We start from the raw sequence: 21546 nt of genomic DNA, 5'->3' as shown, positions 1-21546 counted from the left end.
AAGCTTCCTCACACATCCAGATTGGCAACATTCAGTGCATTGTTGACGATGAAATCACGGCGCGGCTCGACAATGTCGCCCATCAGCTTGGTGAACAGATCATCAGCCTGGTCCATCTCCGCCACCCTCACGCGAAGGAGCGAGCGGGCATTGGGATCAAGCGTGGTTTCCCACAGCTGCTGCGGGTTCATCTCACCGAGGCCTTTATAGCGCTGCAGCGAAATGCCCTTGCGGCCTGAAGCGAACACGGCTTCCAGCAGCGACAGAGGCCCGTGAATGACGGTCTCACTGTCCTTGCGCTTCAGCTTCGAGGAGCGAGTGTAAACCTCCTGCAGATGCGCCGTCTTGCGGTCCAGTCGCAAAGCCTCCTGCGAGGAAATCAGATTGCCGTCGATATGCCAGCTTTCTTTGACACCACGCAGCGTGCGTTCAAACAGCAGGCCTCCATCGGAAGCGGTGAGGCCTTCCCAGCCACGATCGGTTTCATCAGCAATGGCATTCAGTCTTTTCGCAATATAGGCGGCAGCTTCCGCCGCGCGTTCGGTGGTGGAAATCACATCGGGATTGAGCGCACCTGCAATCGCCGCCTGTTCGATGATGGCGATCGGATAGCGCGAATGCAGCCCTTCGATCATCGAGCGGATCGCAACCGCTTCGTCCACGATGGCGCGCAGATCCGGCCCGGCGCGTTCGCCATCGGTCATCGCGAGCGTCACGCCTTCAAGACCAATATCAAGCAGGTTCGATTCCAGCGCGGCATTGTCCTTCAGATATTGCTCCGAATGGCCGCGCTTGATTTTGTACAGTGGCGGCTGCGCGATGAACAAATTTCCGCGTTCCACAATCTCACGCATCTGCCGATAGAAGAACGTCAGCAACAGTGTGCGGATATGCGCACCGTCCACGTCGGCGTCGGTCATGATGATGATCTTGTGGTAGCGCAGCTTGTCGGCGTTGAATTCCTCGCGGCCGATACCAGTGCCAAGTGCTGTGATCAGCGTGCCGATTTCAGCCGAGCCCAGCATCTTGTCGAAGCGCGCACGCTCCACATTCAAAATCTTGCCGCGCAAAGGCAGCACGGCCTGGTTCTCGCGGTTGCGCGCCTGCTTGGCGCTGCCACCAGCGGAGTCACCTTCCACGATAAAGAGTTCGCACAAAGCCGGGTCACGTTCCTGGCAGTCGGCCAGCTTGCCGGGCAGCGATGAAATATCAAGCGCACCCTTGCGCCGTGTCAGCTCACGCGCCTTGCGCGCCGCTTCCCGCGCAGCAGCGGCTTCTGCCACCTTGCCGACAATGGCCTTGGCTTCGGAAGGATGCTCCTCAAACCAGGTGCCCAGCTGTTCGTTCACCAGGCCTTCAACGACCGGTCGCACTTCCGAAGACACCAGCTTGTCTTTTGTCTGCGACGAGAATTTCGGGTCCGGCACTTTCACCGACAGCACGCAGGTGAGGCCCTCGCGTGCGTCATCGCCGGTGATCGCTACCTTTTCTTTTTTCGCAATGCCGCTTTCGGCAGCATAGGTGTTGATGATGCGCGTCAAGCCGCCACGGAAGCCGGCCAAATGCGTGCCGCCATCGCGCTGCGGAATGTTGTTGGTGAAACTGAACACGCTCTCATGATAGCTGTCGTTCCACCACAGCGCGCATTCGATGCTGATCCCGTCTTTTTCGCCGGTGATATAGATCGGCTCCTTGATCAGGCCCTGCTTGGTGCGGTCGAGATAGCGCACGAAAGCGGGAATGCCGCCATCGTAATAAAGCTCCAGCACATGCGGTTCCACGCCGCGCTTGTCGGTCAGCGTGATGCGCACGCCGGAATTGAGGAAGGCCAGCTCGCGCAGGCGGTGCTCCAGCGTGGCGAAATCAAATTCGGTCTTGGTGAAGGTCTCCGATGAGGGCAGGAATGTCACTTCCGTGCCCTGTTTACCTTCCGATGGGCCTGTCACCACCAGTGGCGCATCGGGCACGCCATGGGTGAAGGAAATGAAATGGCTCTTGCCATCGCGGTGAATGGTAAGCTTCAGCGCAACCGAAAGCGCGTTGACGACGGAGACGCCCACGCCATGCAGGCCGCCGGAGACCTTGTAGGAATTCTGGTCGAACTTGCCGCCAGCATGCAGCTCCGTCATCACGATTTCAGCCGCCGAACGCTTCGGCACCTGATCGTCATCTTGCTTGATGCCGGTGGGGATGCCGCGGCCATTGTCGAACACCGTGCAGGAGCCATCGGCATTCAGCGTCACATTCACCACCGTGGCATGGCCCGCCAAGGCTTCGTCGATGCCGTTATCCACGACTTCATAGACCATGTGGTGCAGGCCCGAGCCGTCATCGGTGTCGCCGATATACATGCCGGGGCGTTTGCGCACGGCATCGAGGCCCTTCAGGATCCGGATCGAATCTTCACCATAGGCTTGCGGCGCGTTGACAATTTCGTCTGACATCAGTTGATCTTTACTTTTCCGTCTATCACCACGAAGCGGCAGGCATGATCGCCGGCCGATTCAAACAATTCCACATCCGTGCCCGTCATCCAGGCTTGTGCGCCTAAATCAGTCAGCGCCGCAAAAAGCCCGCGCCGCCGCTCGCCATCAAGATGGGCCGCCACTTCATCCAGAAGCAGCAGGGGCGATGCCCCCAGAACCTCTTTCGCCGCCCGCGCCTGGGCCAAAACCAGGCCTATCAAGAGCGCCTTCTGCTCCCCCGTGGAGCACAATTCGGCAGGGGTGGATTTGGGCCCATGCATCACCGAAAAATCGGTTCTGTGCGGGCCTTTCAGCGTCCTTTGCTGGGCGCGGTCTGCACCCCTCGAATCGAGGAGAATTGTAGCGTATTCCTCCTCCGCTTGCACGGCTGGTTTTGTCGCCACCAGCTCTTCAATTTCGCCCGAAAGCTGCAACACACCCCAGGGAAATGGCCCCTGGGCCACGCCTGCTGCGAAGTGCCTGGCGAGCAGGGCAGCTGCCTCGTTGCGCGAGGCGGCAATGGCCACGGCCTGTTCTGCCATCTGGGTTTCCAGAGTGGATAGCCAGGCCTTGTCGGCCCGGTGGTCCTGCAGCAGCGCATTGCGCTCGCGCATCAGCTTTTCGAAGGCTGAGACATGCCCCGCATGGGCGGTGTTGAAGGTGGCCACCATCCGGTCAAAGAAGCGCCGGCGCTCGGAGCCCGGCCCCATGAACAACCGGTCAAGGGCAGGGGTCAGCCAGAGCATCTTGAGATAATCACCCAAGGCGCCGGAGGATTTCTCCAGATGGCCATTGATGGACACTTTGCGGGCCAGGCCCTCGCCCTGCTGGGGCTCATAGCCTGTCCCTAATGTGGCCTCTCCGCTGGTGGTTTCAACCTCTGCCGCGACAGCCCAGCCGCCTGCACCTTGCAGGCGCGCCAGCAGGTTGAAATTCTGTGCCCGCAAGCCCCGTCCCGGCACCAACAGCGACACGGCTTCTAGAATGTTGGTCTTGCCAGCCCCATTGGGCCCATAGAGGCAGATCAAAGGCTGCGGCGGCTCCATGCGCAGCGAAGCATGGTTGCGAAAATCCGTCAGCGTCAGGCGGGTGATGAAGGTGCGGGAGCTCGTCACACCCGCATCGGCATCAGCACATAAAGCGACTTTGCGTCCTTCGGGTCGCGGATCACGGTGGGCGAGCCTGCGTCGTTGAATTCGAAACGCAGGGTTTCAGCCTTCACCTGTGCGGCCACGTCGAGGAGGTAGCGCGAGTTGAAGCCAATCTCCATCGGGTCACGCTCGTAACTCACCACGATCTCTTCTTCGGCCGAACCTGAATCCGGATTGTTGACGACGAGTCCCAGTTTGCCAGCTGCCAAGCTGAGCTTTACAGCGCGGCTCTTTTCGAAGGAAATCGTCGAGACGCGGTCCACCGCTTCGGCGAATTGGCGCGTGTCGGCTTCAAGGATCTTGTCGTTGTTGCGCGGGATGACGCGTTCGTAATCAGGAAAGGTTCCGTCGATCAGCTTCGAGGTCAGCACCAGCTTGCCGAATGAAAAGCGGATCTTGGCGGAGGAAATGCCGATTTCCACTTCGCCGTCTTCGCCTTCCAGCAGTTTCACCAGTTCCAGCACTGTCTTGCGCGGCACGATGATGCCGGGCATGCCCGATGCGCCGGAGGGCAAATCCATCTGGCTTTGCGCCAAGCGGTGTCCATCGGTGGCCACGGCGCGCAGCACCTTGTCGGCGGCGACTTCGTGGAAATAGATGCCGTTCAGATAATAGCGTGTCTCTTCGGTGGAGATGGCAAAGCGCGTGCGCTCAATCAGGAAACGCAGATCACTGGCGCCCAACGCGAATGTGTTACCGAATTCACCGCTCGACAGATCAGGGAAATCCTCCGGTGGCAGCGACTGCAGCGCGAAGCGCGAGCGGCCAGAGATCACCGAGATGCGGCCCTTGTCGCCGGTTTGATTAAGCTCGAGCTGCGCCCCATCAGGCAGCTTGCGCACGATGTCATAGAGCATATGGGCGGGCACGGTGGCTGCACCCTGCTGGGCTACGTCAGCAGCCACAGACTCGACAATCGCGATGTCCAGATCGGTGGCCATCAGTTTTACTTCCGAGCCCTTGGCCTCAACCATGACGTTGGACAGGATCGGAATGGTGTTCCGCCGTTCGACCACGCTTTGCACATGGTTCAGTGCCTTCAGGAAGGCGGATTTTTCAAGTGTGACGCGCATGTAAATTTAATCCCTCGGGAAAGGGACATTGGCGGGAATGCCCGCCAATTTCAAGCTTACTGTTGCTCTACGAGACGAATTAGAAGCGCCAATTCGCGTGCCAGTTTCTCATCATTCTTCATCTGCTCGTCGATCTTGCGAACCGCATGTAGCACAGTGGAATGATCGCGCCCGCCAAAGCGGCGGCCGATCTCCGGCAGCGAGCGCGCCGTGAGCTTTTTGGCCAGATACATGCCGATCTGGCGCGGCATCACCACTTCGCGGGCGCGTCTGGCCGACAGGAGGTCATTGCGGCCTACATTGAAGTGGCGCGAAACCACCTTGAGAATGTCTTCGATCTTCACCCGGCCGGTTTCGGTGGCCCCTGCCGCATCGCGCAGCACCATCGAGGCGAGATCAAGGGTGACGGGCGCCTTGTTAAATTGCTGATAGGCGACGAGCTTGTTCAGCGCCCCTTCCAGTTCGCGGCCACCGCCGGTGATACGCTCGGCCACGAGGTCCAGAATGTCCGGCGACACGGTAGCTGACGGATCGTTCTTCAGCATGATCATGTAGCGCAGCTCCACAATGTGGCGCCGCTGCTTCAGATCTGGCGTTTCGATATCAACAACCAGACCGCCCTGCAAGCGCGAACGCATGCGCTGGTCAATCGTGTCCAGCTGGGTGGGTGGCACGTCGGCGGCAATCACCACCTGGCGCTTCGAATCCACCAGCGAATTGAAGGCGTGGCAGAATTCCTGCTGCATGGCCTTGCCCTGCAGGAACTGGAAATCGTCGATCAGCAGCACGTCCACATTCTGGAACTGGTCCTTGAAAGCCAGCGTGTCGCGGCTGCGGATGGCGTGGATGAAGCCATACATGAAGCGCTCTGCCGTCAGCATCAGCACTTTGCGGGCCGGCTGGTGGGCGCGGATCTTCTGCGCCAGCGCATTGAGCAAATGGGTCTTGCCCAGGCCAGCTGCCGAATGAATATAAAGCGGGTTGAAGCTCAAGGTCTGCCCCGAGGCCGCCTGTGCCACGCGCATCACCGCCGCATGGGCGAGAAGATTGGATTGGCCGACCACATAATTATCAAATGTCTGGCTCTCGTCAGCCGTTTCGCGGTCGGCATTCAGCAAGGCTTGGATATGAGCGGCGGTTGCCGTGCTGCGCTCAGGCGCTGCAATGCGGGCCTGATCAGCCGGTGCTGCGGCGCGCATCTGTTCGCCCTGCTGGCGCACCCGCACCAGAATGGCTTGCAGGGTTTTGAATTCAGTCTCGGCGACTTTACGCAATTTGGTGGCGTAATGGTTCTCGATCCAGCTTTTCAGGAATCGTGTTGGCACTGATACCGTCAGATTGCCGCGCACGAAGTCCTCGGCTTCCATGCGGGCAAACCAGCTGTTGAACAAATCATCACCCAATTCACCCTTGAGACGCGCCGCTACGCGCCCCCAACCCTCTTTCAGGGTCTCCTTGGTGTTCGCCCCAGAGTTTGAAACGTCTTGTGTAACTGCCGCCGCCTGCTTCATTTTGCCCTTAGTCCATAACCCGCCGCCCGCCGGGTAAAACCCAGCGCCGTACTTCGCCATCTTGTAAAAAAGAAAAACTGTTGCCCTACAAACTTACGGCAGGTCTGCCCTGACCCGCCCCTGAATATGCCGCCTTATTCAAATCCTCGTCTTATCGGTCACGCTTGATGCATGATCGTTGCCTTGGAGAGGCATGCCCAAACCCTCTCTTCAAAAAAACGCTAGTCAACAGGCCAAGCCTGCCGCAACAGGATTCAGTGATCTTCCGTACACGGAACATCAGCCAGTTTTGCACAGGCCGCAGCATGAACATGCAACCCTCGCGCTAAAGTGCTGAACACGAAACGTTTTATTGCAACCAGATGAAATTGGCACCGTGGCAATCCTGCAACGGGGTAGGGTTAATGCCAGCCCAAATCGTTAAGGCTTTATTAACGCCGAGTCGGGCAACTATTCCCACTGGGATTATGTTGTTGTTTTTAAAAGGAGATCGCGGATACGAAAGGTCCGTCCTCGGACAAAAAACAGGGCTGCAGAAGCAATTCTGCAGCCCTGGGTTCGATTAGACGTGAAAAGTTCAGGCAAAACCGCGTCAGGCGGCCTGTCTGATTAACCCTTCATGGCACGCACGCGGTGCGTGAGGCGCGAGACTTTGCGCGAAGCGGCGTTCTTGTGCATCACGCCCTTGTTGGCGCCGCGCATCACTTCGGTGGTGGCTGCCTTGAGGAGCACTTCTGCATCCGACTTCTTGCCACCGGTGATGGCTTCTTCAACCTTGCGCACCGAAGTGCGGACCTTGCCGATGCGGTTCTTGTTGATAACGGCTTTGCGGACGGCGGAGCGGGCTGCCTTTTTGGCGGAGGACGTATTGGCCATGTGTATTCCTGGTGAAACCTTTGAAAAGCTGTGTTTAGTCTGAAATCTCGGCCGGGTCGGTTCCGAAAACGTGAAACCCTTCACAGCGCTTGAATGGCGGGCTTATAGTGACGCAAATTCACGCCGTCAACCGCCGATTCCGGCTCTCTTACAGGATCAAAACTTGAATGTCTCTCTATAGTGAAAACCGCCCCTGGGGCTCCTTTTATGTGATCGAGGAACAGCCCGGCTTCAAAGTGAAGCGCATCGTGGTCAAGGAAGGCGGCCGGCTTTCCCTGCAAAGCCACAAGCACCGCTGGGAGCACTGGACGGTGGTCGAAGGCACGGCAACCATTACGGTGGATGACAAGGTGGTGGCGATGAGCCGGGGCGGTTCGGTGGATATCCCGCTCCATGCCAAGCACCGGCTGGAAAACCTGCACAAGGGTGAAGTGACCATCATTGAAGTGCAGTTCGGCGACTATCTCGGCGAAGACGATATCGTACGCTATGACGATGCCTATGCCCGGACCTGATCTGCAAAGGCGGATCGGCATCGATATCGGTGGCACCAAGATCGATGCCATCGTTTTTGATAGTAAAGACCAGATCATCTTCGAAAAGCGCGCTGACACGCCCCGGACCTATGAGGCCATGGTCAATGCCGTGGCAGCGCTCGTGCGGGATGCCGGTGAAGGCTCAGTGGGCATCGGCGCACCTGGATCCGCCCATCCCGGCACCGGTATCTGGCGCAATGCCAATTTCACCCCCGCGAATGGCAAGCCGATGCAGCGCGATCTCGAAGCTGTCATTGGCCGCGTTATCAGGATCGAGAATGACGCCAATTGTTTTGCATTGTCCGAGGCCAGGGATGGCGCGGGCGCGGGTTTCAAGACAGTGGCCTTCTATACGCTGGGCACCGGCTTAGGGGGCGGTTTGGTGGTCAATGGTGAAATCATCCGCGGCGCCAATGCCGAGGCCGCTGAATTCGGTCATACCGGCCTGCCGTGGATGGATGAAGCAGACTGGCCACCGGTGCCGTGCTTTTGCGGCAAGGCAGGTTGTGCGGAAATGTATGTCTCGGGCACCGGCTTGATCAAGGATTACAAGCGCGTGGTGGGGCAGGAGCTTTCCGGCCCGGAGATCATCGCCAAGGCCCGCGCCGGCGAGCCACCGGCGGTTGCGGCCCTCAAGCGCCTGCAAATCCGCTTTGCCCGCATCTGTGCCAATTTGCTTAATATGGTCGATCCGGATGTTTTCGTCATGGGTGGCGGCATGAGCAGCCTGCCAGAACTGGTCGAAGAACTTCCGCCGCTGATTGCGCGCTATACGTTCTCGGGCGAGGGCCAGGCCAAGGTCGTCCGCGCTCAACACGGCGGCAATAGCGGCGTACGCGGTGCGGCGCGGCTGTGGGGCTAGAGGATTAGAGCGCGCCCTTACGGGTGCATCCACTTGTCCCAGTCTTCGGTGCCGTAGATCCGTTCCAGCAAATCCTCGGCGGCCAGATAGTCCATATTGTTCTGCTCGGCATCAATGGCGCCGGATGCCAGTGCGCGGGCCTTGCTGCTTTTGATGGGAGGGGCCTCTTCCAGCAGAATTGCAGTGCGGCCCAATTCGCTTGGCCCATCGAAGACCGCCGCAGTGACCTGCAGGCCAACCTTGCCGTAATCCGGTTTCTTCTTCTTGGATGTGCTGACAACGCCGCGGAAATAAACCTTGTTGGCGACCAGTTTTACGATCACAGGCTTGCCGATATGTGGCACGCGTTCGGCGAGCCGTGCCGTCTGGTCGCGCAGATTGTGCAGGTGATAGCCGCTGCCCTGCGGCGCCTGGCCGACCACCTCGACCTGGGCCACGTAGAAATGGTTGTTGCCGCTGATCAGGCGATCATGTTCGCCGCTGATCAGTGCGTAAGCCAGATCCACCATGTGCCAAATCTTCATCTACCGCTCCATCTGCGGAATAAACCCGATAAATCTGGGTTATGCCGCCTGGTGCTGGTGCGGGGCTGGCTTTAGACCTTCTCCCACTTCCGGGTCTTCTCGGACTTGAAGAAGGCGTCGATGATTTTCATGTTCTTGATGGCATCATCCACACCCCAAGCCGGCTTTTTCTTGGCACGGATGGCGCGGCCGAAGGCTTCCGCCTGCAGCATGTATTGGTCGGATACGGGATAAGAGTGCCAGGTGCCCTCATTCATTTCCATGCCCTGCACGAAAACCCGGTTCGGCTTATCCGGCGGGGCGTTGAAGGGGATTTCCACTTCAATGCGGCCCTTGGTGCCCAGAATGTTCACCCGCTGATAAGGCGCGGCCTGGGTTGAAATGGTGAAGCTCAAATGCCGGCCCTTGCCGAAATCAGCCAGGCCGCCCATCAACCGGTCGGTCTTGAATTTGGGGTCGCGCTCGATCGTGCCGGTCACCCGCACTGGCTCGCCATCAAAAATGAAGCGCGACACAGTGATCGGATAGCAGCCGATATCGAGCAGGCCACCACCGCCGATGCCCGCCATGTTGCGCACATTCTTGGGGTCGGCATTGAAATAGGAGAACAGCACCTGGATGGCCCGCACGCTGCCGATTTCTCCGGCATCAACGCGCTTTTTGACATCGATCCATTGCAGGGCATGGCGCACCATGAAAGCCTCGGCGATCATCACCTTCTTGGGCGCCTTTTTCAGCTTCTTGGCCTCCTTCGCGGTGATGGCGATGGGCTTTTCGCACAGAACGTGCTTGCCATATTTTGCAGCCAGCAAGGTCAGCGGCACATGCAAATGGTTGGGCAACGGGTTGTAAACCGCTTCAATCTCCGGGTCGGCCAGCATTTCCTCATAGGAGCCGTAAGCCTTGGCAATGCCCAGTTCGGCCGCTGCGGCCTGCGCCGTTTTCAGCTTGCGTGAGGCGATGGCAACGATCTCGATGTCCTTGCTTTTCAGCATGCCGGGAAGCACCTTCTTCATGCCGATATCTGCGGTTGAAATCACGCCCCACTTCACTGCACTCATCTTGCTGTCCTCGCCTTTGCTTTTCGCGCCGCACCCTAACCGAAAGCGTGTCGCAAACCAACGGGTGAACGGCGATTTTTCACTTAGATTTGTTATTCCCCACCTTGACGGCTTTCGCGGCGAGGCGTCTTATCCCTTATCTGTCATCAGGGAGAGTAAGACATGAAAACCACCATCACGAAAATGATCGGCGCTCTGGCTGTCGCCACGAGCCTCTTTGGCCTCAGCGCCACGGCGCAGGCCGGGGATGCTGACTCGTGCAAGGCCGTGCGCTTTGCCGATGTGGGCTGGACCGACATTCAGGTGATCACCGGCATTGCCGCCAACGTGTTTGATGCCTTGGGCTATCAGTCCGAAGTGAAGACGCTTTCTGTGCCGGTCACTTATGCATCGCTCAAGAACAAGGACATTGACGTGTTCCTGGGCAACTGGATGCCGTCCATGACCTCGGACGTGAAGCCCTATTTCGACGACAAGTCGGTAGAGCAGCTGCAGCCGCCAAATCTTGAAGGCGCAGGCTACGGCATCGTGGTGCCGCAATATGTGGCCGATGCCGGCGTGAAGTCGGTGGCCGATCTGAATGCCAACAAGGACAAGTTCGGCGGCAAGTTCTTCGGCATCGAATCCGGCAATGACGGCAACCGCATCATCCAGACCATGATTGGCGATGCCAAGAACAACCTCGCAGGCTGGGAGCTCGTCGAAAGCTCGGAAGCCGGCATGTTGACCGAGGCTGAAAAGGCCATGAAGGACAACAAGTGGATCGTGTTCCTCGGCTGGACGCCGCATCCGGTCATGGGCGAAATGAAGATCGCCTATCTGGATGGCGTGGTGGATTACGGCTTCGGCCCCGCCAAGGTCTATACCAATGTGCGCGCCAATTACCTGACCGAATGTGCCAATGCCGGCAAGCTGGTGTCCAACCTGCGCTTCAACCTGAAAATGGAAGGCGACATGATGGCCCCGGTGCTGAAAGACGGCAAAGACCCGAAGGTGGTTGCCGCTGAATGGATCAAGGCCAACCCGGACTCGATCAATGCCTGGATCGACGGCGTGACGGCGTTTGACGGCAGCGATGCCAAGGCCGCTGTGGCCAAGCTGCTGAAGTAAGCAACTCGCAGAGACTAAAATGCAGGGCGCGAAACGTACGCGCCCTGCATTAAATTCATAAAGCCATCTCAGGGGACAGAGGGACGGGGCATGTGGGATCCAATTTCAACTTTCATTGCATCATGGAAAATTCCCGTGGGGCAATGGGGCAAGATGGTCATCGAATTTATCACGACCTACTTTGACTGGCTGTTCACCGGCCTGAAAGTTTCGTTGAACTGGCTGGTCGAGGGCACCACCTGGACCTTGCTGCAATGCCCTCCCGTTCTGCTTGCCATCGCACTTGCTGCTGGCGCCTATCTCCTGCAGCGCCGCAAATGGCTGACGCTGGCGGTTCTTTTGGGCCTGCTGTTCATCATCAACCAGGGCCTGTGGAAAGAAACCGTGCAGACCTTGGTGTTGGTGCTTTATGCCGCCGCCTTGTCGATGGCGCTCGGCGTGCCGCTCGGCATCTGGGCCGCCCACAAGCCGCGAGTCTGGCAGACCATGCAGCCGATCATGGACCTGATGCAGACGATGCCGACCTTCGTTTATCTCATTCCGATCCTGATCCTGTTCGGCCTAGGCGCTGCTCCGGCCCTTATCGTCACCATCATCTTCGCCATGCCCGCCCCAGTACGCATGACCTATCTTGGCCTGACATCGGTTCCCAAATCCATTCTGGAGGCTGGCGAAAGCTTCGGCGCCACCAAGCGGCAATTGCTATGGAAGGTGGAACTGCCCGCGGCACTGCCCACCATCATGGCGGGCCTGACCCAGTGCATCATGCTTTCGTTGTCGATGGTCGTCATCGCAACGCTCATCGGTGCGCCCTCGCTCGGCAATCCGGTGAACCGTGCTTTGAATAACCGCAACATTCCGCTTGGCATCGAGGCTGGCTTGGCCATCGTCGCCCTCGCTATTATCCTTGACCGTGTCCTGGCCGTTCGCGTGGGAGCCAAGAAATGAGCACGGCTGTTATCTTCAAGAATGTCGATATTCTGTTCGGCCGCAATGTGCCGCAGGCCCAAACCATGCTCGACGCCGGTTCCACCCGCGCGGAAATCCTTGAAAAGACTGGCACTGTGCTGGGTTGTGCCGGCGCCTCGCTGGAAGTGAAGGAAGGCGAGATCAGCGTGCTGATGGGCCTTTCAGGCTCTGGCAAATCCACCCTGTTGCGCGGCGTCAATGGCCTCAACAAAGTCACGCGCGGTGCCATTGAAGTGTTCGACGGCAACAAGATGGTGGACGTGGTCACTTGCGATGAGCCCACGTTGCGCCGCATCCGCCAGAAGAACGTGGCCATGGTGTTCCAGCAATTCGGCCTTCTGCCCTGGCGCACCGTGCATGAGAATGTGGGCTTCGGTCTTGAACTTGCCGGCATGCCGGAGGCTGAACGCAGATCCAAGGTGGACCGGCAATTGAAGCTGGTGGGTCTTGACCAATGGTCGGGCAAATACGTCCATGAATTGTCCGGCGGCATGCAACAGCGTGTGGGCCTGGCGCGGGCGTTTGCCACTGAGGCGCCGATCCTGCTGATGGACGAGCCGTTCTCGGCGCTTGATCCGCTGATCCGCACCAAGCTGCAGGATGAATTGCTGCAGCTGCAGAAAACCCTGAAGAAGACGATCATCTTCGTCAGCCACGATCTCGAGGAAGCCCTCAAGATCGGCAACACTATTACGATCATGGAAGGCGGGCGCATCGTGCAGTCTGGCCGGCCTGAAGATATCGTGCTGCGCCCGGCCAATGCCTATGTGAGTGACTTCATCGCCAATGTGAATCCACTCTCGGTGCTGACGGCGTGGAACGTGATGCGCGCCACCCATGAGTTGGAAACCGAGAAGAGTGGCTGGATGTGGCTCGACCGCCGCAAGACCACCCGCTTCAAGCTCGACAAGGATAACAAGGTCACTGTCGTCGAACGGGATGGTGAACTGGCGGAATGGGTGCCTTGCACCGAAGCCGAGAAAGTCTTCTCTGCCAAGTCCAAACCGGTCTTCTGGGCCACACCGGGCACGAGCCTTAAAACCGTAATGCTAGCCATGCATATGTCAGAGACAGCCCCAGTGGCGCTGTTCAACGACGACAGCACCTTCGCGGGTGCCATCGGCGTAAGGGACGTTCTGCGCGCAGTATTGAAGCGGGAAAGCTGAACATCACCCTTCTCCCAGAGGGAGAAGGGTGAATACGAAACTCAGTTCGCCGGTGTCAGCACTTCGGTGCCGGAGCCATTCTTGCCCGATAGCGTCCAGATGCCGTCCATCGAGCGGTCATCATTCATCTTGTAGATGATGAGGCCGACCGAACCATCCTTCATCACGTAAGCAGCGGAGAAGGCATTGTCATTGCGCATGCATATGCCGGTGGAATTCGCATCCGCACCCGTATGCCATTCGATGTTGCAGGTGGTGCCGGAGGTGATGGTGATTTCGGCATCGCCCGAATATTTCGAACCGTCGAAATTGGTGCCTTCAACCTTGTATTTGCCACCGACATCGCCATCGGCGGCCAAAGCGAAAGACGGCGCGGCGATCAGCACAGCGGCTGCCAGAACGGACTTCAAAATCATGATGGAACCCTCATCGTTTCACGCCCCCGCGTGAAATGAATAGGAGCCATCGCTGCCTGATGGCAAGTTGAAAAGCGGAAAGTCCGAGCTATTTCACCGGGGTGAGCACTTCCGTGCCCATGCCGTCTCGACCGGCAACGGTCCACACACCAGCCAAGGTGCCATTATCCGCGATGCGGTAAATGACGAGGCCCGAGGTGCCGTCATTCATTTGATATGTGGCGCTGAAGGCATTCTCGACGCGCATGCAAATGCCCGTAGCGGATGTGCGGCCAGTGACCCAGGCGATCTTGCAGCTAGTCTTGGAAACTTCGGTGATCAGCACTTCGCCGCGATAGACCGATCCATCAAAATTGGTGCCAAAGGTTTTATAGCGCCCGCTCAAATCGCCCACCTGAGCAAAATCAGCGGGGGCTGGATTGGCAAGTGCGGCAGCAAGCAGCACAGTGTTCAGGAACATGGTGCGTCCTCATCAACTCACGCCCCCGGATCACAATCAGCCTGCGCCGCATGGCGGAATGATGGCGGCGTTAGAACGCCGTGCCGGAAGACAGCGGCCCCACGCCCAAAACCTGCGCGATGCTCTGCCCAATATCGGCAAACGTATTGCGCAGCCCGATGGAGCCCGGCTGCTGCTTCGGATTGAACCACAGAACCGGCACGCGCTCGCGCGTGTGGTCAGTACCCTTGAAGCTGGGGTCATTGCCGTGATCGGCGGTGATGAACAGATGGTCGTCAGGGCCGACAAGTTTCAGCGCGCCAGCCAGCCAGGCGTCGAAACTTTCAAGCAATTTGGCATAGCCCGGCACATCGCGGCGATGGCCAAAGTCAGTGTCGAAGTTGACGAAATTCACCATCAGGAACCCGCCATCCGCCAGCTTCGGCATTTCGGCCATCGTGGTGGACGTAAGCGCTTCCATGCCGGACACCTTGATCTCACGGCCCGTGCCGGAATGGGCATAGATATCGCCAATCTTGCCAATGGTGCACACATCACGGCCTGCCGTTGAAAGCACATTAAGCAATGTGGGCTGCGGCGGCAGCACCGAATAATCCTTGCGGTGGCCGGTGCGCTCGAAGGTCTTTGCTGTTTCGCCCAGGAATGGCCGCGCGATGACGCGGCCGATATTGAGTGCATAGGAAAGTTCGCGCGCGATGGCGCAGACATCATAAAGCCGCTGCAGGCCGAAATGGGCTTCGTGTGCAGCGATCTGGATCACGCTGTCGGCGCTCGTATAGACAATGGGCTTTCCGGTGCGCAGATGTTCCTCGCCGAAATCTTCGATCACCTGCGTGCCCGAAGCATGGCCAAGGCACAGCAGTCCCGGCAGCTTCGCCTGAGCGATGAGCGCATCCATGAAATCTTGCGGAAAGGCGGGAATGGTGGTGGGGAAATAACCCCAATCCTTCGCCAACGGCACGCCGGCAATTTCCCAATGCCCGGTGATCGTATCCTTGCCTTTGGACACTTCGGTAGCTGCACCATGGCGCGCGATGATTTTCGCATTCGGAAAAACGTTCGTGCCACCCGTTGTTTCAGCCGCAGCACCCAGGCCGAGGGAAGCCAGCGTGGGAATGCTTGGGCGGGCCTGCGCATAGACATGCCCGAATGTGTCGGATCCTTCGTCACCGAAAGCCTTGGCATCCGGCGCATGGCCGACGCCGAAACCATCCATGATGAACAGAAACGCGCGGCTCACGGCGCAATGCGTTCCAGAATGGGGGAGTAATCCGTAGGCGTATCGCCGATCACATAAGCCGCCTTCACGATGGCGGCGGCCTTTTCGTAATCCGCCTCATCCTTGGCGTGAATCATGGCGAGCGGCGTGTTGCCATCCACCGCGAAACCTTTGCCGAGCAGATGATCGAGGCCCACGGCGTGATCGATCACATCGTCGGCGCGGCGGCGCCCACCACCGAGTTCGATTACGGCAAGGCCAAGCTCGCGCGTGGCGATGCTGGTCACCGCGCCGTTGTCATCGGCGAATACCGGCTTCACGAAAGCGGCGGCGCGCACATGTTGCTCCGGCGCATCCATGAAACCCGTGGGCCCACCAAGTGCGGCCACCATCTCACCAAAGATTTCCGCCGCTTCGCCCGAAGCCAGTGCTTCCTCCAGACTCTTGCGCGCTTCGTCTTCGGATGTGGCAAGTCCGGTGCTTTGCAAAATTTCCATGCCGAGGCGCACCGTCACTTCGTGCACACGCGAATCCGTCAGTTCATTCTTCAGGAAGCGCACGGCGTGTAGCACTTCCAGCGCATTGCCCGCCACCTTGGCCAGCGGCTCATCCATGTCGGTGATCAAGGCGGTGGTTTTCAGTCCCGCACCATTGGCCACGGAAACCAGTGATTTTGCCAGTGCCTGCGCATCCTCGCGCTTGGCCATGAAGGCGCCGGAGCCGCATTTCACATCCATCACCAGATGCTGCAACCCGGCAGCCAGTTTCTTCGACAGGATCGACGCGGTAATCAGCGGCACGCTTTCCACCGTGGCCGTCACATCGCGGATGCCGTAAAGCCGCTTGTCGGCGGGGGCCAGATCAGATGTCTGCCCGATAATGGCGCAGCCTACTTCGCGCGTGACCCAGGAGAACAAAGCATTGTCGGGCGTGGTGTTGTAGCCGGTGATCGAATCAAGCTTGTCCAGCGTGCCACCCGTATGGCCCAGTCCGCGTCCCGAAATCATCGGCACATAGCAACCGCACGCCGACAGCATCGGCGCAAGCATCAGCGAGATATTGTCTCCGATGCCACCGGAGGAATGCTTGTCCACCACCGGCCCCGGCAAATCCCATTGCAGCACTGTGCCGCTGTCGCGCATCGCCAGCGTGAGGCCCACCGCTTCATCGGCACTCATGCCCTTGAAGAACACCGCCATTGCAAAAGCCGCAACCTGGCCTTCAGTGACAGCCCCGCTGGTCAGGCCTTCTATGAATTCCTTCACCTGGGCTGAAGAAAGCGCGCGGCCATCGCGCTTGGCGCGGATGACTTCCTGCGGCAGCATTATTCCAGATCCTTGAAGAAGCGTGTGAGCAGCTTTTGCATATGGCCGGCGGCCTTCATGCCTTCGCGCTTGGTTTCTTCGTGACTGGGCGATGCGCCCTTGATGCCTGCAGCCAGATTGGTGATCGTCGAAATCGCAGCGACCTTCAGGCCGAGGCGGCGCGCGATGATGGTTTCGGGTGCTGTCGACATGCCAACCGCCGTGCCGCCGATGATCTGGAACATGCGGATTTCCGCCGGCGTTTCAAACGAAGGCCCGGAATACCAGCAATAGACACCTTGCTTGATCGCGATCTTTTCCTTCTTTGCCGCAGCGAGGAAGGCTTTGCGCAGAGCGGGGTCATAAGCATTGGTCATCGGCACGAAATTCTCATCGCCATTCTGGCCGATCAAAGGATTCATGCCGGAATAATTGATGTGGTCGGTAATCAGCATCAGCGAGCCGGGCTTCATCGAAGTTTTCAGCGAGCCTGCGGCATTGGTGAGGATCAGCGTCTCAATGCCGGCATCCTTCAGCTGTTCCAACGCCGGGCGCATCACGGCAGCATTGCCACCTTCATAAGCATGCGATCGCCCGGCCAGCACGGCGACGCCCTTGCCGCCGATCTTGCCCAGCACCACCTTGCCAGCATGGCCGGAAATCTTCGGCACCGGAAAGCCAGAAAGATCAGTGTACGGAATATCCGTCGCGTCCTGCACCGCATCCACCACCGACCCCAAGGCCGAGCCGAGGATGATGGCAACCTTGGGCCGATGCGAACCAAGTTTGGATTTCAGATCGCTCATGCCAGATTCTCCGGGCCGAAGCTCGAAGGCAGCAACTCGCCCAATGTGAAAGTGCGGATCAGTTTGCCTTCTTCCGTGCAGCAATGAATCTTGACGTCATCGCTCGCAAATTCGCGGATCTTCTGGCGGCAGCCGCCGCACGGCGTGCACAGCGCATCGCCATTGCCCATCACTGCGACCTCAGTGATCTTGGTGCCACCGGCCATGATCAGGTGGCCGATCGTTGTGCATTCCGCGCACCAGCCTTGAGGATAGGCGGCGTTCTCGATATTGGCGCCCGCATGCACGCGGCCTTTTTCATCGCGCATCGCGGCGCCGACATAGAATTTCGAATAGGGCACATGCGCGAATGCGCGGGCGGCCTTTGCGGCGTCGATCAGGTCTTGCATCATCTGTCCTTTGTATAAGGAATCCCGGAAGCCTTGGGTGGCGTGGACTTGCCGATGAAGCCCGCCAGCAGTACAATCGTCATCACATAGGGCAGCGAGTTGAAGACCTGCACCGGAATATCAATGCCGAAGAAATGCGCGCCCTGCATGAAATTGGCGATGGCCTGCAGGAAGCCGAACAGCAGGCAGGCAAACAGAGCCGGCCAGGCGCGCCAATTGGCGAAGATCAACGCGGTGAGGGCGAGATAGCCACGCCCGCCTGTCATGTCGCGCACGAAACTGGTTTGCAAAGCTGTCGAAAGATAGACGCCGGCAACGCCGCACAGCACGCCGGCAATGACCACCGCTTCATAACGCAAACGCGCCACGGAGATACCTGCCGTATCGACGGCTTGCGGATTTTCACCTACCGCGCGCAGGCGCAAGCCAAAGCGGGTGCGGGCCAAGACCCAGGCGGAGAGTGGCACCACCGCGAGTGCCACATAAGTGAGGATCGTATGATCGAGCAGGATGCGCGCATAACGGCCAATACCGTCCATCGCAAACAGCGCATCTCGCCCCGGAAAATCGATCGGCGAAAAGCGCGCAGCGCCTTCCAGCTGCGGCGTGCGCCCGCCCTGTTTGAACCAGCTGTGCCCAATCACCACTGCAAGGCCCGCAGCGATGAAATTGATGCCGAGGCCGGAGATCACCTGATTGCCGCGCTGGTTGATCGAGGCATAGCCATGCACGAGAGCGAAGAAGACTGAAATGCCAACGCCCGCCAGCAAACCAATCCAGGCCGAGCCGCTGAAGGCTGCAACCGATGCCGAAAGAAACGCCGCCGCCAGCATCTTGCCTTCAAGGCCAATATCCACGATACCGGCACGTTCGCTCCACAGGCCTGCCATGCAAGCGAGGATCAGCGGCACTGACATGCGGATGGTGGAAGAGAGAATTTCAGGCGCGAGGGAGAAATCCATTTAGTCCTCCATCTTCGCGAAGATTGCACTGAGATAGGGCCGGAACGTCTGCTCCAACGCACCCATGAACAGAATGACCAGGCCCTGGATCACCACCACCATGTCTCGCGAGATCGTAGGGATGGCGAAAGAGAGTTCAGTGCCGCCCTGATAAAGCAGGCCGAACAAAAGCGCGGCCAGCACGATGCCCACAGGATGTGAGCGGCCCATCAGCGCCACGCCGATTCCGACAAAGCCTGCGCCTTGCACATATTCCAGCACCAGCCGGTGCTGTGTGCCGAGGATTTCATGGAAGGCCATGAGGCCCGCGAGCCCGCCGGAAATCGCCATGGTGATCATGATGATCTTGGCCGGCTTGATGCCCGCATAGAGCGAAGCTTCCATATTGGCCCCCACCGCGCGGATTTCATAACCCAGCCGCGTGCGCCACAGCAGATACCAAATGGCCCAAGCCGAAAACAGCGCGAGGAACAGCACAGGCCCCAGCGGTGTTGCCGGAATTTTCACCCCGATCAGGCGGGCCATTTCGCGGAAGTTCATGATGTAAGCATCATCGATGCCGCGGCTTTCCACCGCCATCTTGCCGACGGGGCGGAACACCATGTTGATCATGTAAACCATCAGGCTGGAGGTGATGTAATTCAGCATGATGGTGGTGATCACAATATGGCTGCCGCGCTTGGCCTGCAGATAGCCCGGGAACCAGCCCCAGAATCCACCGACCAGGAAGCTACAAACGAGGCAGATGAGCAGCGTGATGGGCGTGGAAACCGTGCCCGGAAGTACCGAAGCCAGCGCGCCGCCGATCACCAGTCCGGGCGTGGCTGCACCAAGGCCCGCCACATAGGCCTGGCCTTCACCGCCGATATTGAACAGCCCGGCATGAAAGGCAATCGCTACGCACAATCCCGTGAAGATGAAATTGGTGGCGTAGTAGAACATATAGGACCAGCCCTTGAGCGAGCCTAAGGCGCCGTCGAGCATGATCACCAAAGCGCGGAACGGGTTCTCCCCAATCACCACCACGACGAGTCCAGCGACGATGAAGGCAATCGTGAGGTTCAGCAGCGGGATGAGGCCGATATCAACCCAGGTCGGAAGTTCACCGCGCGCGCTCATGCCGCCTCCTGGCTGACGCCAGCCATGAGAAGCCCGCATTCGCGCTCATCCACATCAGGTCCGCGCTCGCCCATGATGCGGCCGGCGAACATCACCAGAATGCGGTCCGACAGCGAGCGGATTTCGTCCAGCTCCACCGAGACAAGCAGGATCGCCTTGCCCTGGTCGCGCAATTGGATCAGGCGGCGGTGAATGAATTCAATGGCGCCGATATCCACACCGCGCGTGGGCTGGCCCACGATCAGCAGATCAGGGTTGGAACCGATCTCGCGGGCCAGAATGATTTTCTGCTGGTTGCCGCCAGAGAATTTCGCACTCTTCAGCATCGGATCAGCGGGGCGCACATCGAACTCTTCCATCTGCTTGCGCGTCTGGTTGATCACAGTCTGATGGTCGAGGCGGAACCCCTTTCCCAAAGCCGGATTGTGCTGCCAACCGAGAATGGCGCTCTCTGCCGCACTGAAAGACGTGATCAGTCCGCGGTGGTGCCGGTCTTCCGGCACATGCGCCATGCCACGGTCCCGCAGGATGCGCGGGTCGTTGAGCGCCGTAATGTCTTCGCCTTCAAAAATGATCTGGCCGGTTGTGGCCTTGGCGATGCCGGTGATCACATCCAGCAATTCCGATTGGCCATTGCCCGACACGCCGGCAATGCCCACAATCTCACCCTTGCGCACGGTGAGCGACACATTGTCCACGCGCGCCACATTCTTCTTGTCGCGCCAGGTCACGTTCTTGCATTCCAGCACCACTTCGCCGGGGGTGGATGGCGTTTTCTCGACGCGCAGCAAAACGCTGCGGCCCACCATCGCTTCCGCCAGCTCGCCGACATTGGTGTTCTTGGTTTCAAAATCGGCCACCACCTCACCGCGCCGCATCACCGACACATGATCGGTGATCGCCATGATCTCGCGCAGCTTGTGGGTGATGAAGATCACGGTTTTGCCCTGGTCGCGCAGCTGGCCCAGGATGCGAAACAGATGATCAGCTTCATCCGGTGTCAGCACACCGGTGGGTTCGTCGAGGATCAGAACATTGGCGCCCTTGTACAACGCCTTGAGGATTTCCACCCGCTGCTGCAGGCCCACTGGAAGCTCGCCGACAATCGCATCGGGATCGACATCCATTTCATATTCTTCAGCGAGGTGCTTGAGATCAGTGCGGGCCTTGGCCAGTGCCGGGCCGATCAGGCGGCCGCCTTCGGCACCAAGGATTACATTTTCCAGAACAGTGAATGTATCGACCAGCATGAAATGCTGATGCACCATGCCAATGCCATGGGCGATGGCGCTGGTGGAATTCTTGATCTTGACGGGCTCGCCGCGCACTTTGATTTCGCCCTTGTCGGCTTGGTAGAAACCGAACAGGATCGACATCAGGGTGGATTTGCCCGCGCCATTTTCACCGATAATGCCGTGGATCGAGCCTTGCGCGATCGACAGCGAAACATCCTTGTTGGCATGCACCGCGCCAAAGCGCTTGTCGATGCCGATCAGTTCAATCGCAGGTAAGGTGCCTTCGATGGCGGATGTCATGAATAGTCCTCAGCCCCCAGCTTGAGAGGATA

The 21546-nt window shown here is 58.8% G+C and carries 21 protein-coding genes; 5 read left to right on the top strand and 16 right to left on the bottom strand.

Features of this window, described 5'->3' with window-relative positions; all coding sequences use genetic code 11:
- Positions 1 to 8: 8 nt before the first annotated feature.
- From gyrB to rpsT, 5 genes are all read right to left on the bottom strand, one after another.
- Positions 9 to 2444, bottom strand: coding sequence for a DNA topoisomerase (ATP-hydrolyzing) subunit B (gene gyrB / locus F8B91_RS11175; RefSeq protein ID WP_196503772.1), 2436 nt, complete (start codon positions 2442 to 2444; stop codon positions 9 to 11).
- Positions 2444 to 3580 carry a DNA replication/repair protein RecF gene (gene recF, locus F8B91_RS11170; RefSeq protein ID WP_196503771.1) on the bottom strand — a complete coding sequence of 379 codons (1137 nt, stop codon included), beginning with the start codon at positions 3578 to 3580 and terminating at the stop codon, positions 2444 to 2446. Before recF ends, gyrB begins: the two co-directional genes overlap by 1 nt.
- Positions 3577 to 4689: a DNA polymerase III subunit beta gene (gene dnaN, locus F8B91_RS11165; RefSeq protein WP_196503770.1), complete on the bottom strand. Its 1113-nt coding sequence runs from the start codon at positions 4687 to 4689 to the stop codon at positions 3577 to 3579. The genes recF and dnaN overlap by 4 nt, the downstream gene beginning before the upstream one ends.
- A 56-nt stretch (positions 4690 to 4745) precedes the next feature.
- On the bottom strand, positions 4746 to 6200 hold the full coding sequence (gene dnaA / locus F8B91_RS11160; protein ID WP_196503769.1) for a chromosomal replication initiator protein DnaA: 1455 nt from the start codon (positions 6198 to 6200) through the stop codon (positions 4746 to 4748).
- Positions 6201 to 6809: 609 nt separating this feature from the next.
- The gene (gene rpsT / locus F8B91_RS11155) at positions 6810 to 7076 is read right to left on the bottom strand and encodes a 30S ribosomal protein S20 (RefSeq protein WP_196503768.1); all 267 of its coding nucleotides are present in this window, start codon (positions 7074 to 7076) and stop codon (positions 6810 to 6812) included.
- 167 nt (positions 7077 to 7243) lie between these two features.
- Here rpsT and F8B91_RS11150 point away from each other — a divergent pair, with 167 nt between their 5' ends.
- Together F8B91_RS11150 and F8B91_RS11145 are read left to right on the top strand one after the other, a co-directional pair.
- On the top strand, positions 7244 to 7591 hold the full coding sequence (locus tag F8B91_RS11150; protein WP_196503767.1) for a phosphomannose isomerase type II C-terminal cupin domain: 348 nt from the start codon (positions 7244 to 7246) through the stop codon (positions 7589 to 7591).
- Positions 7578 to 8474, top strand: a complete 897-nt coding sequence (locus F8B91_RS11145; RefSeq protein WP_196503766.1) for an ROK family protein — start codon at positions 7578 to 7580, stop codon at positions 8472 to 8474. The genes F8B91_RS11150 and F8B91_RS11145 overlap by 14 nt, the downstream gene beginning before the upstream one ends.
- Before the next feature lie 17 nt (positions 8475 to 8491).
- On the opposite strand, the gene F8B91_RS11140 is transcribed toward F8B91_RS11145, so the two are convergent.
- Entirely contained in the window at positions 8492 to 8998 is a 507-nt protein-coding gene (locus F8B91_RS11140; RefSeq protein WP_196503765.1) for a hypothetical protein, read from the bottom strand.
- Between the two features lie 71 nt (positions 8999 to 9069).
- Positions 9070 to 10059 carry a Gfo/Idh/MocA family protein gene (locus tag F8B91_RS11135; RefSeq protein ID WP_196503764.1) on the bottom strand — a complete coding sequence of 330 codons (990 nt, stop codon included), beginning with the start codon at positions 10057 to 10059 and terminating at the stop codon, positions 9070 to 9072.
- A gap of 162 nt (positions 10060 to 10221) precedes the next feature.
- Here F8B91_RS11135 and choX point away from each other — a divergent pair, with 162 nt between their 5' ends.
- The 3 genes from choX to choV all read left to right on the top strand — a co-directional run bounded on the left by choX (position 10222) and on the right by choV (position 13304).
- Positions 10222 to 11169: a choline ABC transporter substrate-binding protein gene (gene choX, locus F8B91_RS11130; RefSeq protein WP_196503763.1), complete on the top strand. Its 948-nt coding sequence runs from the start codon at positions 10222 to 10224 to the stop codon at positions 11167 to 11169.
- A 90-nt stretch (positions 11170 to 11259) separates the two neighbouring features.
- Positions 11260 to 12117: a choline ABC transporter permease subunit gene (gene choW, locus F8B91_RS11125; protein ID WP_196503762.1), complete on the top strand. Its 858-nt coding sequence runs from the start codon at positions 11260 to 11262 to the stop codon at positions 12115 to 12117.
- Positions 12114 to 13304: a choline ABC transporter ATP-binding protein gene (gene choV, locus F8B91_RS11120; protein WP_196503761.1), complete on the top strand. Its 1191-nt coding sequence runs from the start codon at positions 12114 to 12116 to the stop codon at positions 13302 to 13304. The genes choW and choV overlap by 4 nt, the downstream gene beginning before the upstream one ends.
- A 41-nt stretch (positions 13305 to 13345) precedes the next feature.
- Here choV and F8B91_RS11115 read toward each other — a convergent pair whose 3' ends face one another.
- The 9 genes from F8B91_RS11115 to F8B91_RS11075 form a co-directional block, all read right to left on the bottom strand.
- Positions 13346 to 13720: a hypothetical protein gene (locus tag F8B91_RS11115; protein ID WP_432432036.1), complete on the bottom strand. Its 375-nt coding sequence runs from the start codon at positions 13718 to 13720 to the stop codon at positions 13346 to 13348.
- An 88-nt stretch (positions 13721 to 13808) separates the two neighbouring features.
- Positions 13809 to 14180: a hypothetical protein gene (locus F8B91_RS11110; protein WP_196503760.1), complete on the bottom strand. Its 372-nt coding sequence runs from the start codon at positions 14178 to 14180 to the stop codon at positions 13809 to 13811.
- Positions 14181 to 14250: 70 nt separating this feature from the next.
- Complete coding sequence (locus F8B91_RS11105) at positions 14251 to 15420, bottom strand: phosphopentomutase (protein ID WP_196503759.1); 1170 nt, start codon at positions 15418 to 15420, stop codon at positions 14251 to 14253.
- Positions 15417 to 16724 carry a thymidine phosphorylase gene (deoA, locus tag F8B91_RS11100; RefSeq protein WP_196503758.1) on the bottom strand — a complete coding sequence of 436 codons (1308 nt, stop codon included), beginning with the start codon at positions 16722 to 16724 and terminating at the stop codon, positions 15417 to 15419. Before deoA ends, F8B91_RS11105 begins: the two co-directional genes overlap by 4 nt.
- Entirely contained in the window at positions 16724 to 17509 is a 786-nt protein-coding gene (locus F8B91_RS11095) for a purine-nucleoside phosphorylase (protein WP_196503757.1), read from the bottom strand. Before F8B91_RS11095 ends, deoA begins: the two co-directional genes overlap by 1 nt.
- Complete coding sequence (cdd, locus tag F8B91_RS11090; RefSeq protein ID WP_196503756.1) at positions 17506 to 17901, bottom strand: cytidine deaminase; 396 nt, start codon at positions 17899 to 17901, stop codon at positions 17506 to 17508. The genes F8B91_RS11095 and cdd overlap by 4 nt, the downstream gene beginning before the upstream one ends.
- Entirely contained in the window at positions 17898 to 18860 is a 963-nt protein-coding gene (locus F8B91_RS11085) for an ABC transporter permease (protein WP_196503755.1), read from the bottom strand. The genes cdd and F8B91_RS11085 overlap by 4 nt, the downstream gene beginning before the upstream one ends.
- A complete protein-coding gene (locus tag F8B91_RS11080) occupies positions 18861 to 19979 on the bottom strand; it encodes an ABC transporter permease (RefSeq protein ID WP_196503754.1) in 1119 nt (372 codons plus the stop codon).
- Positions 19976 to 21514 carry an ABC transporter ATP-binding protein gene (locus F8B91_RS11075; RefSeq protein ID WP_196503753.1) on the bottom strand — a complete coding sequence of 513 codons (1539 nt, stop codon included), beginning with the start codon at positions 21512 to 21514 and terminating at the stop codon, positions 19976 to 19978. Before F8B91_RS11075 ends, F8B91_RS11080 begins: the two co-directional genes overlap by 4 nt.
- Positions 21515 to 21546 lie beyond the last annotated feature (32 nt).

It is taken from the genome of Aestuariivirga litoralis (assembly GCF_015714715.1).
GTDB classification, from domain to species: Bacteria; Pseudomonadota; Alphaproteobacteria; order Rhizobiales; family Aestuariivirgaceae; genus Aestuariivirga; species Aestuariivirga litoralis_A.
Note: the sequence above shows the minus strand (reverse complement) of the source record. Positions and strands in the feature narration are given on the sequence as shown.

What these genes read in the sequence shown, in the direction of transcription:
- F8B91_RS11095 (WP_196503757.1), bottom strand. Translation starts at nt 17,509, where the DNA reads ATGAGCGATCTGAAATCCAAACTTGGTTCGCATCGGCCCAAGGTTGCC.
- dnaA (WP_196503769.1), bottom strand. Translation starts at nt 6,200, where the DNA reads ATGAAGCAGGCGGCGGCAGTTACACAAGACGTTTCAAACTCTGGGGCG.
- choW (WP_196503762.1), top strand. Translation starts at nt 11,260, where the DNA reads ATGTGGGATCCAATTTCAACTTTCATTGCATCATGGAAAATTCCCGTG.
- F8B91_RS11075 (WP_196503753.1), bottom strand. Translation starts at nt 21,514, where the DNA reads ATGACATCCGCCATCGAAGGCACCTTACCTGCGATTGAACTGATCGGC.
- gyrB (WP_196503772.1), bottom strand. Translation starts at nt 2,444, where the DNA reads ATGTCAGACGAAATTGTCAACGCGCCGCAAGCCTATGGTGAAGATTCG.
- F8B91_RS11085 (WP_196503755.1), bottom strand. Translation starts at nt 18,860, where the DNA reads ATGGATTTCTCCCTCGCGCCTGAAATTCTCTCTTCCACCATCCGCATG.
- deoA (WP_196503758.1), bottom strand. Translation starts at nt 16,724, where the DNA reads ATGCTGCCGCAGGAAGTCATCCGCGCCAAGCGCGATGGCCGCGCGCTT.
- rpsT (WP_196503768.1), bottom strand. Translation starts at nt 7,076, where the DNA reads ATGGCCAATACGTCCTCCGCCAAAAAGGCAGCCCGCTCCGCCGTCCGC.
- F8B91_RS11115 (WP_432432036.1), bottom strand. Translation starts at nt 13,720, where the DNA reads ATGATTTTGAAGTCCGTTCTGGCAGCCGCTGTGCTGATCGCCGCGCCG.
- cdd (WP_196503756.1), bottom strand. Translation starts at nt 17,901, where the DNA reads ATGATGCAAGACCTGATCGACGCCGCAAAGGCCGCCCGCGCATTCGCG.
- dnaN (WP_196503770.1), bottom strand. Translation starts at nt 4,689, where the DNA reads ATGCGCGTCACACTTGAAAAATCCGCCTTCCTGAAGGCACTGAACCAT.
- choX (WP_196503763.1), top strand. Translation starts at nt 10,222, where the DNA reads ATGAAAACCACCATCACGAAAATGATCGGCGCTCTGGCTGTCGCCACG.
- F8B91_RS11145 (WP_196503766.1), top strand. Translation starts at nt 7,578, where the DNA reads ATGCCCGGACCTGATCTGCAAAGGCGGATCGGCATCGATATCGGTGGC.
- F8B91_RS11110 (WP_196503760.1), bottom strand. Translation starts at nt 14,180, where the DNA reads ATGTTCCTGAACACTGTGCTGCTTGCTGCCGCACTTGCCAATCCAGCC.
- F8B91_RS11135 (WP_196503764.1), bottom strand. Translation starts at nt 10,059, where the DNA reads ATGAGTGCAGTGAAGTGGGGCGTGATTTCAACCGCAGATATCGGCATG.
- F8B91_RS11140 (WP_196503765.1), bottom strand. Translation starts at nt 8,998, where the DNA reads ATGAAGATTTGGCACATGGTGGATCTGGCTTACGCACTGATCAGCGGC.
- F8B91_RS11080 (WP_196503754.1), bottom strand. Translation starts at nt 19,979, where the DNA reads ATGAGCGCGCGCGGTGAACTTCCGACCTGGGTTGATATCGGCCTCATC.
- F8B91_RS11150 (WP_196503767.1), top strand. Translation starts at nt 7,244, where the DNA reads ATGTCTCTCTATAGTGAAAACCGCCCCTGGGGCTCCTTTTATGTGATC.
- choV (WP_196503761.1), top strand. Translation starts at nt 12,114, where the DNA reads ATGAGCACGGCTGTTATCTTCAAGAATGTCGATATTCTGTTCGGCCGC.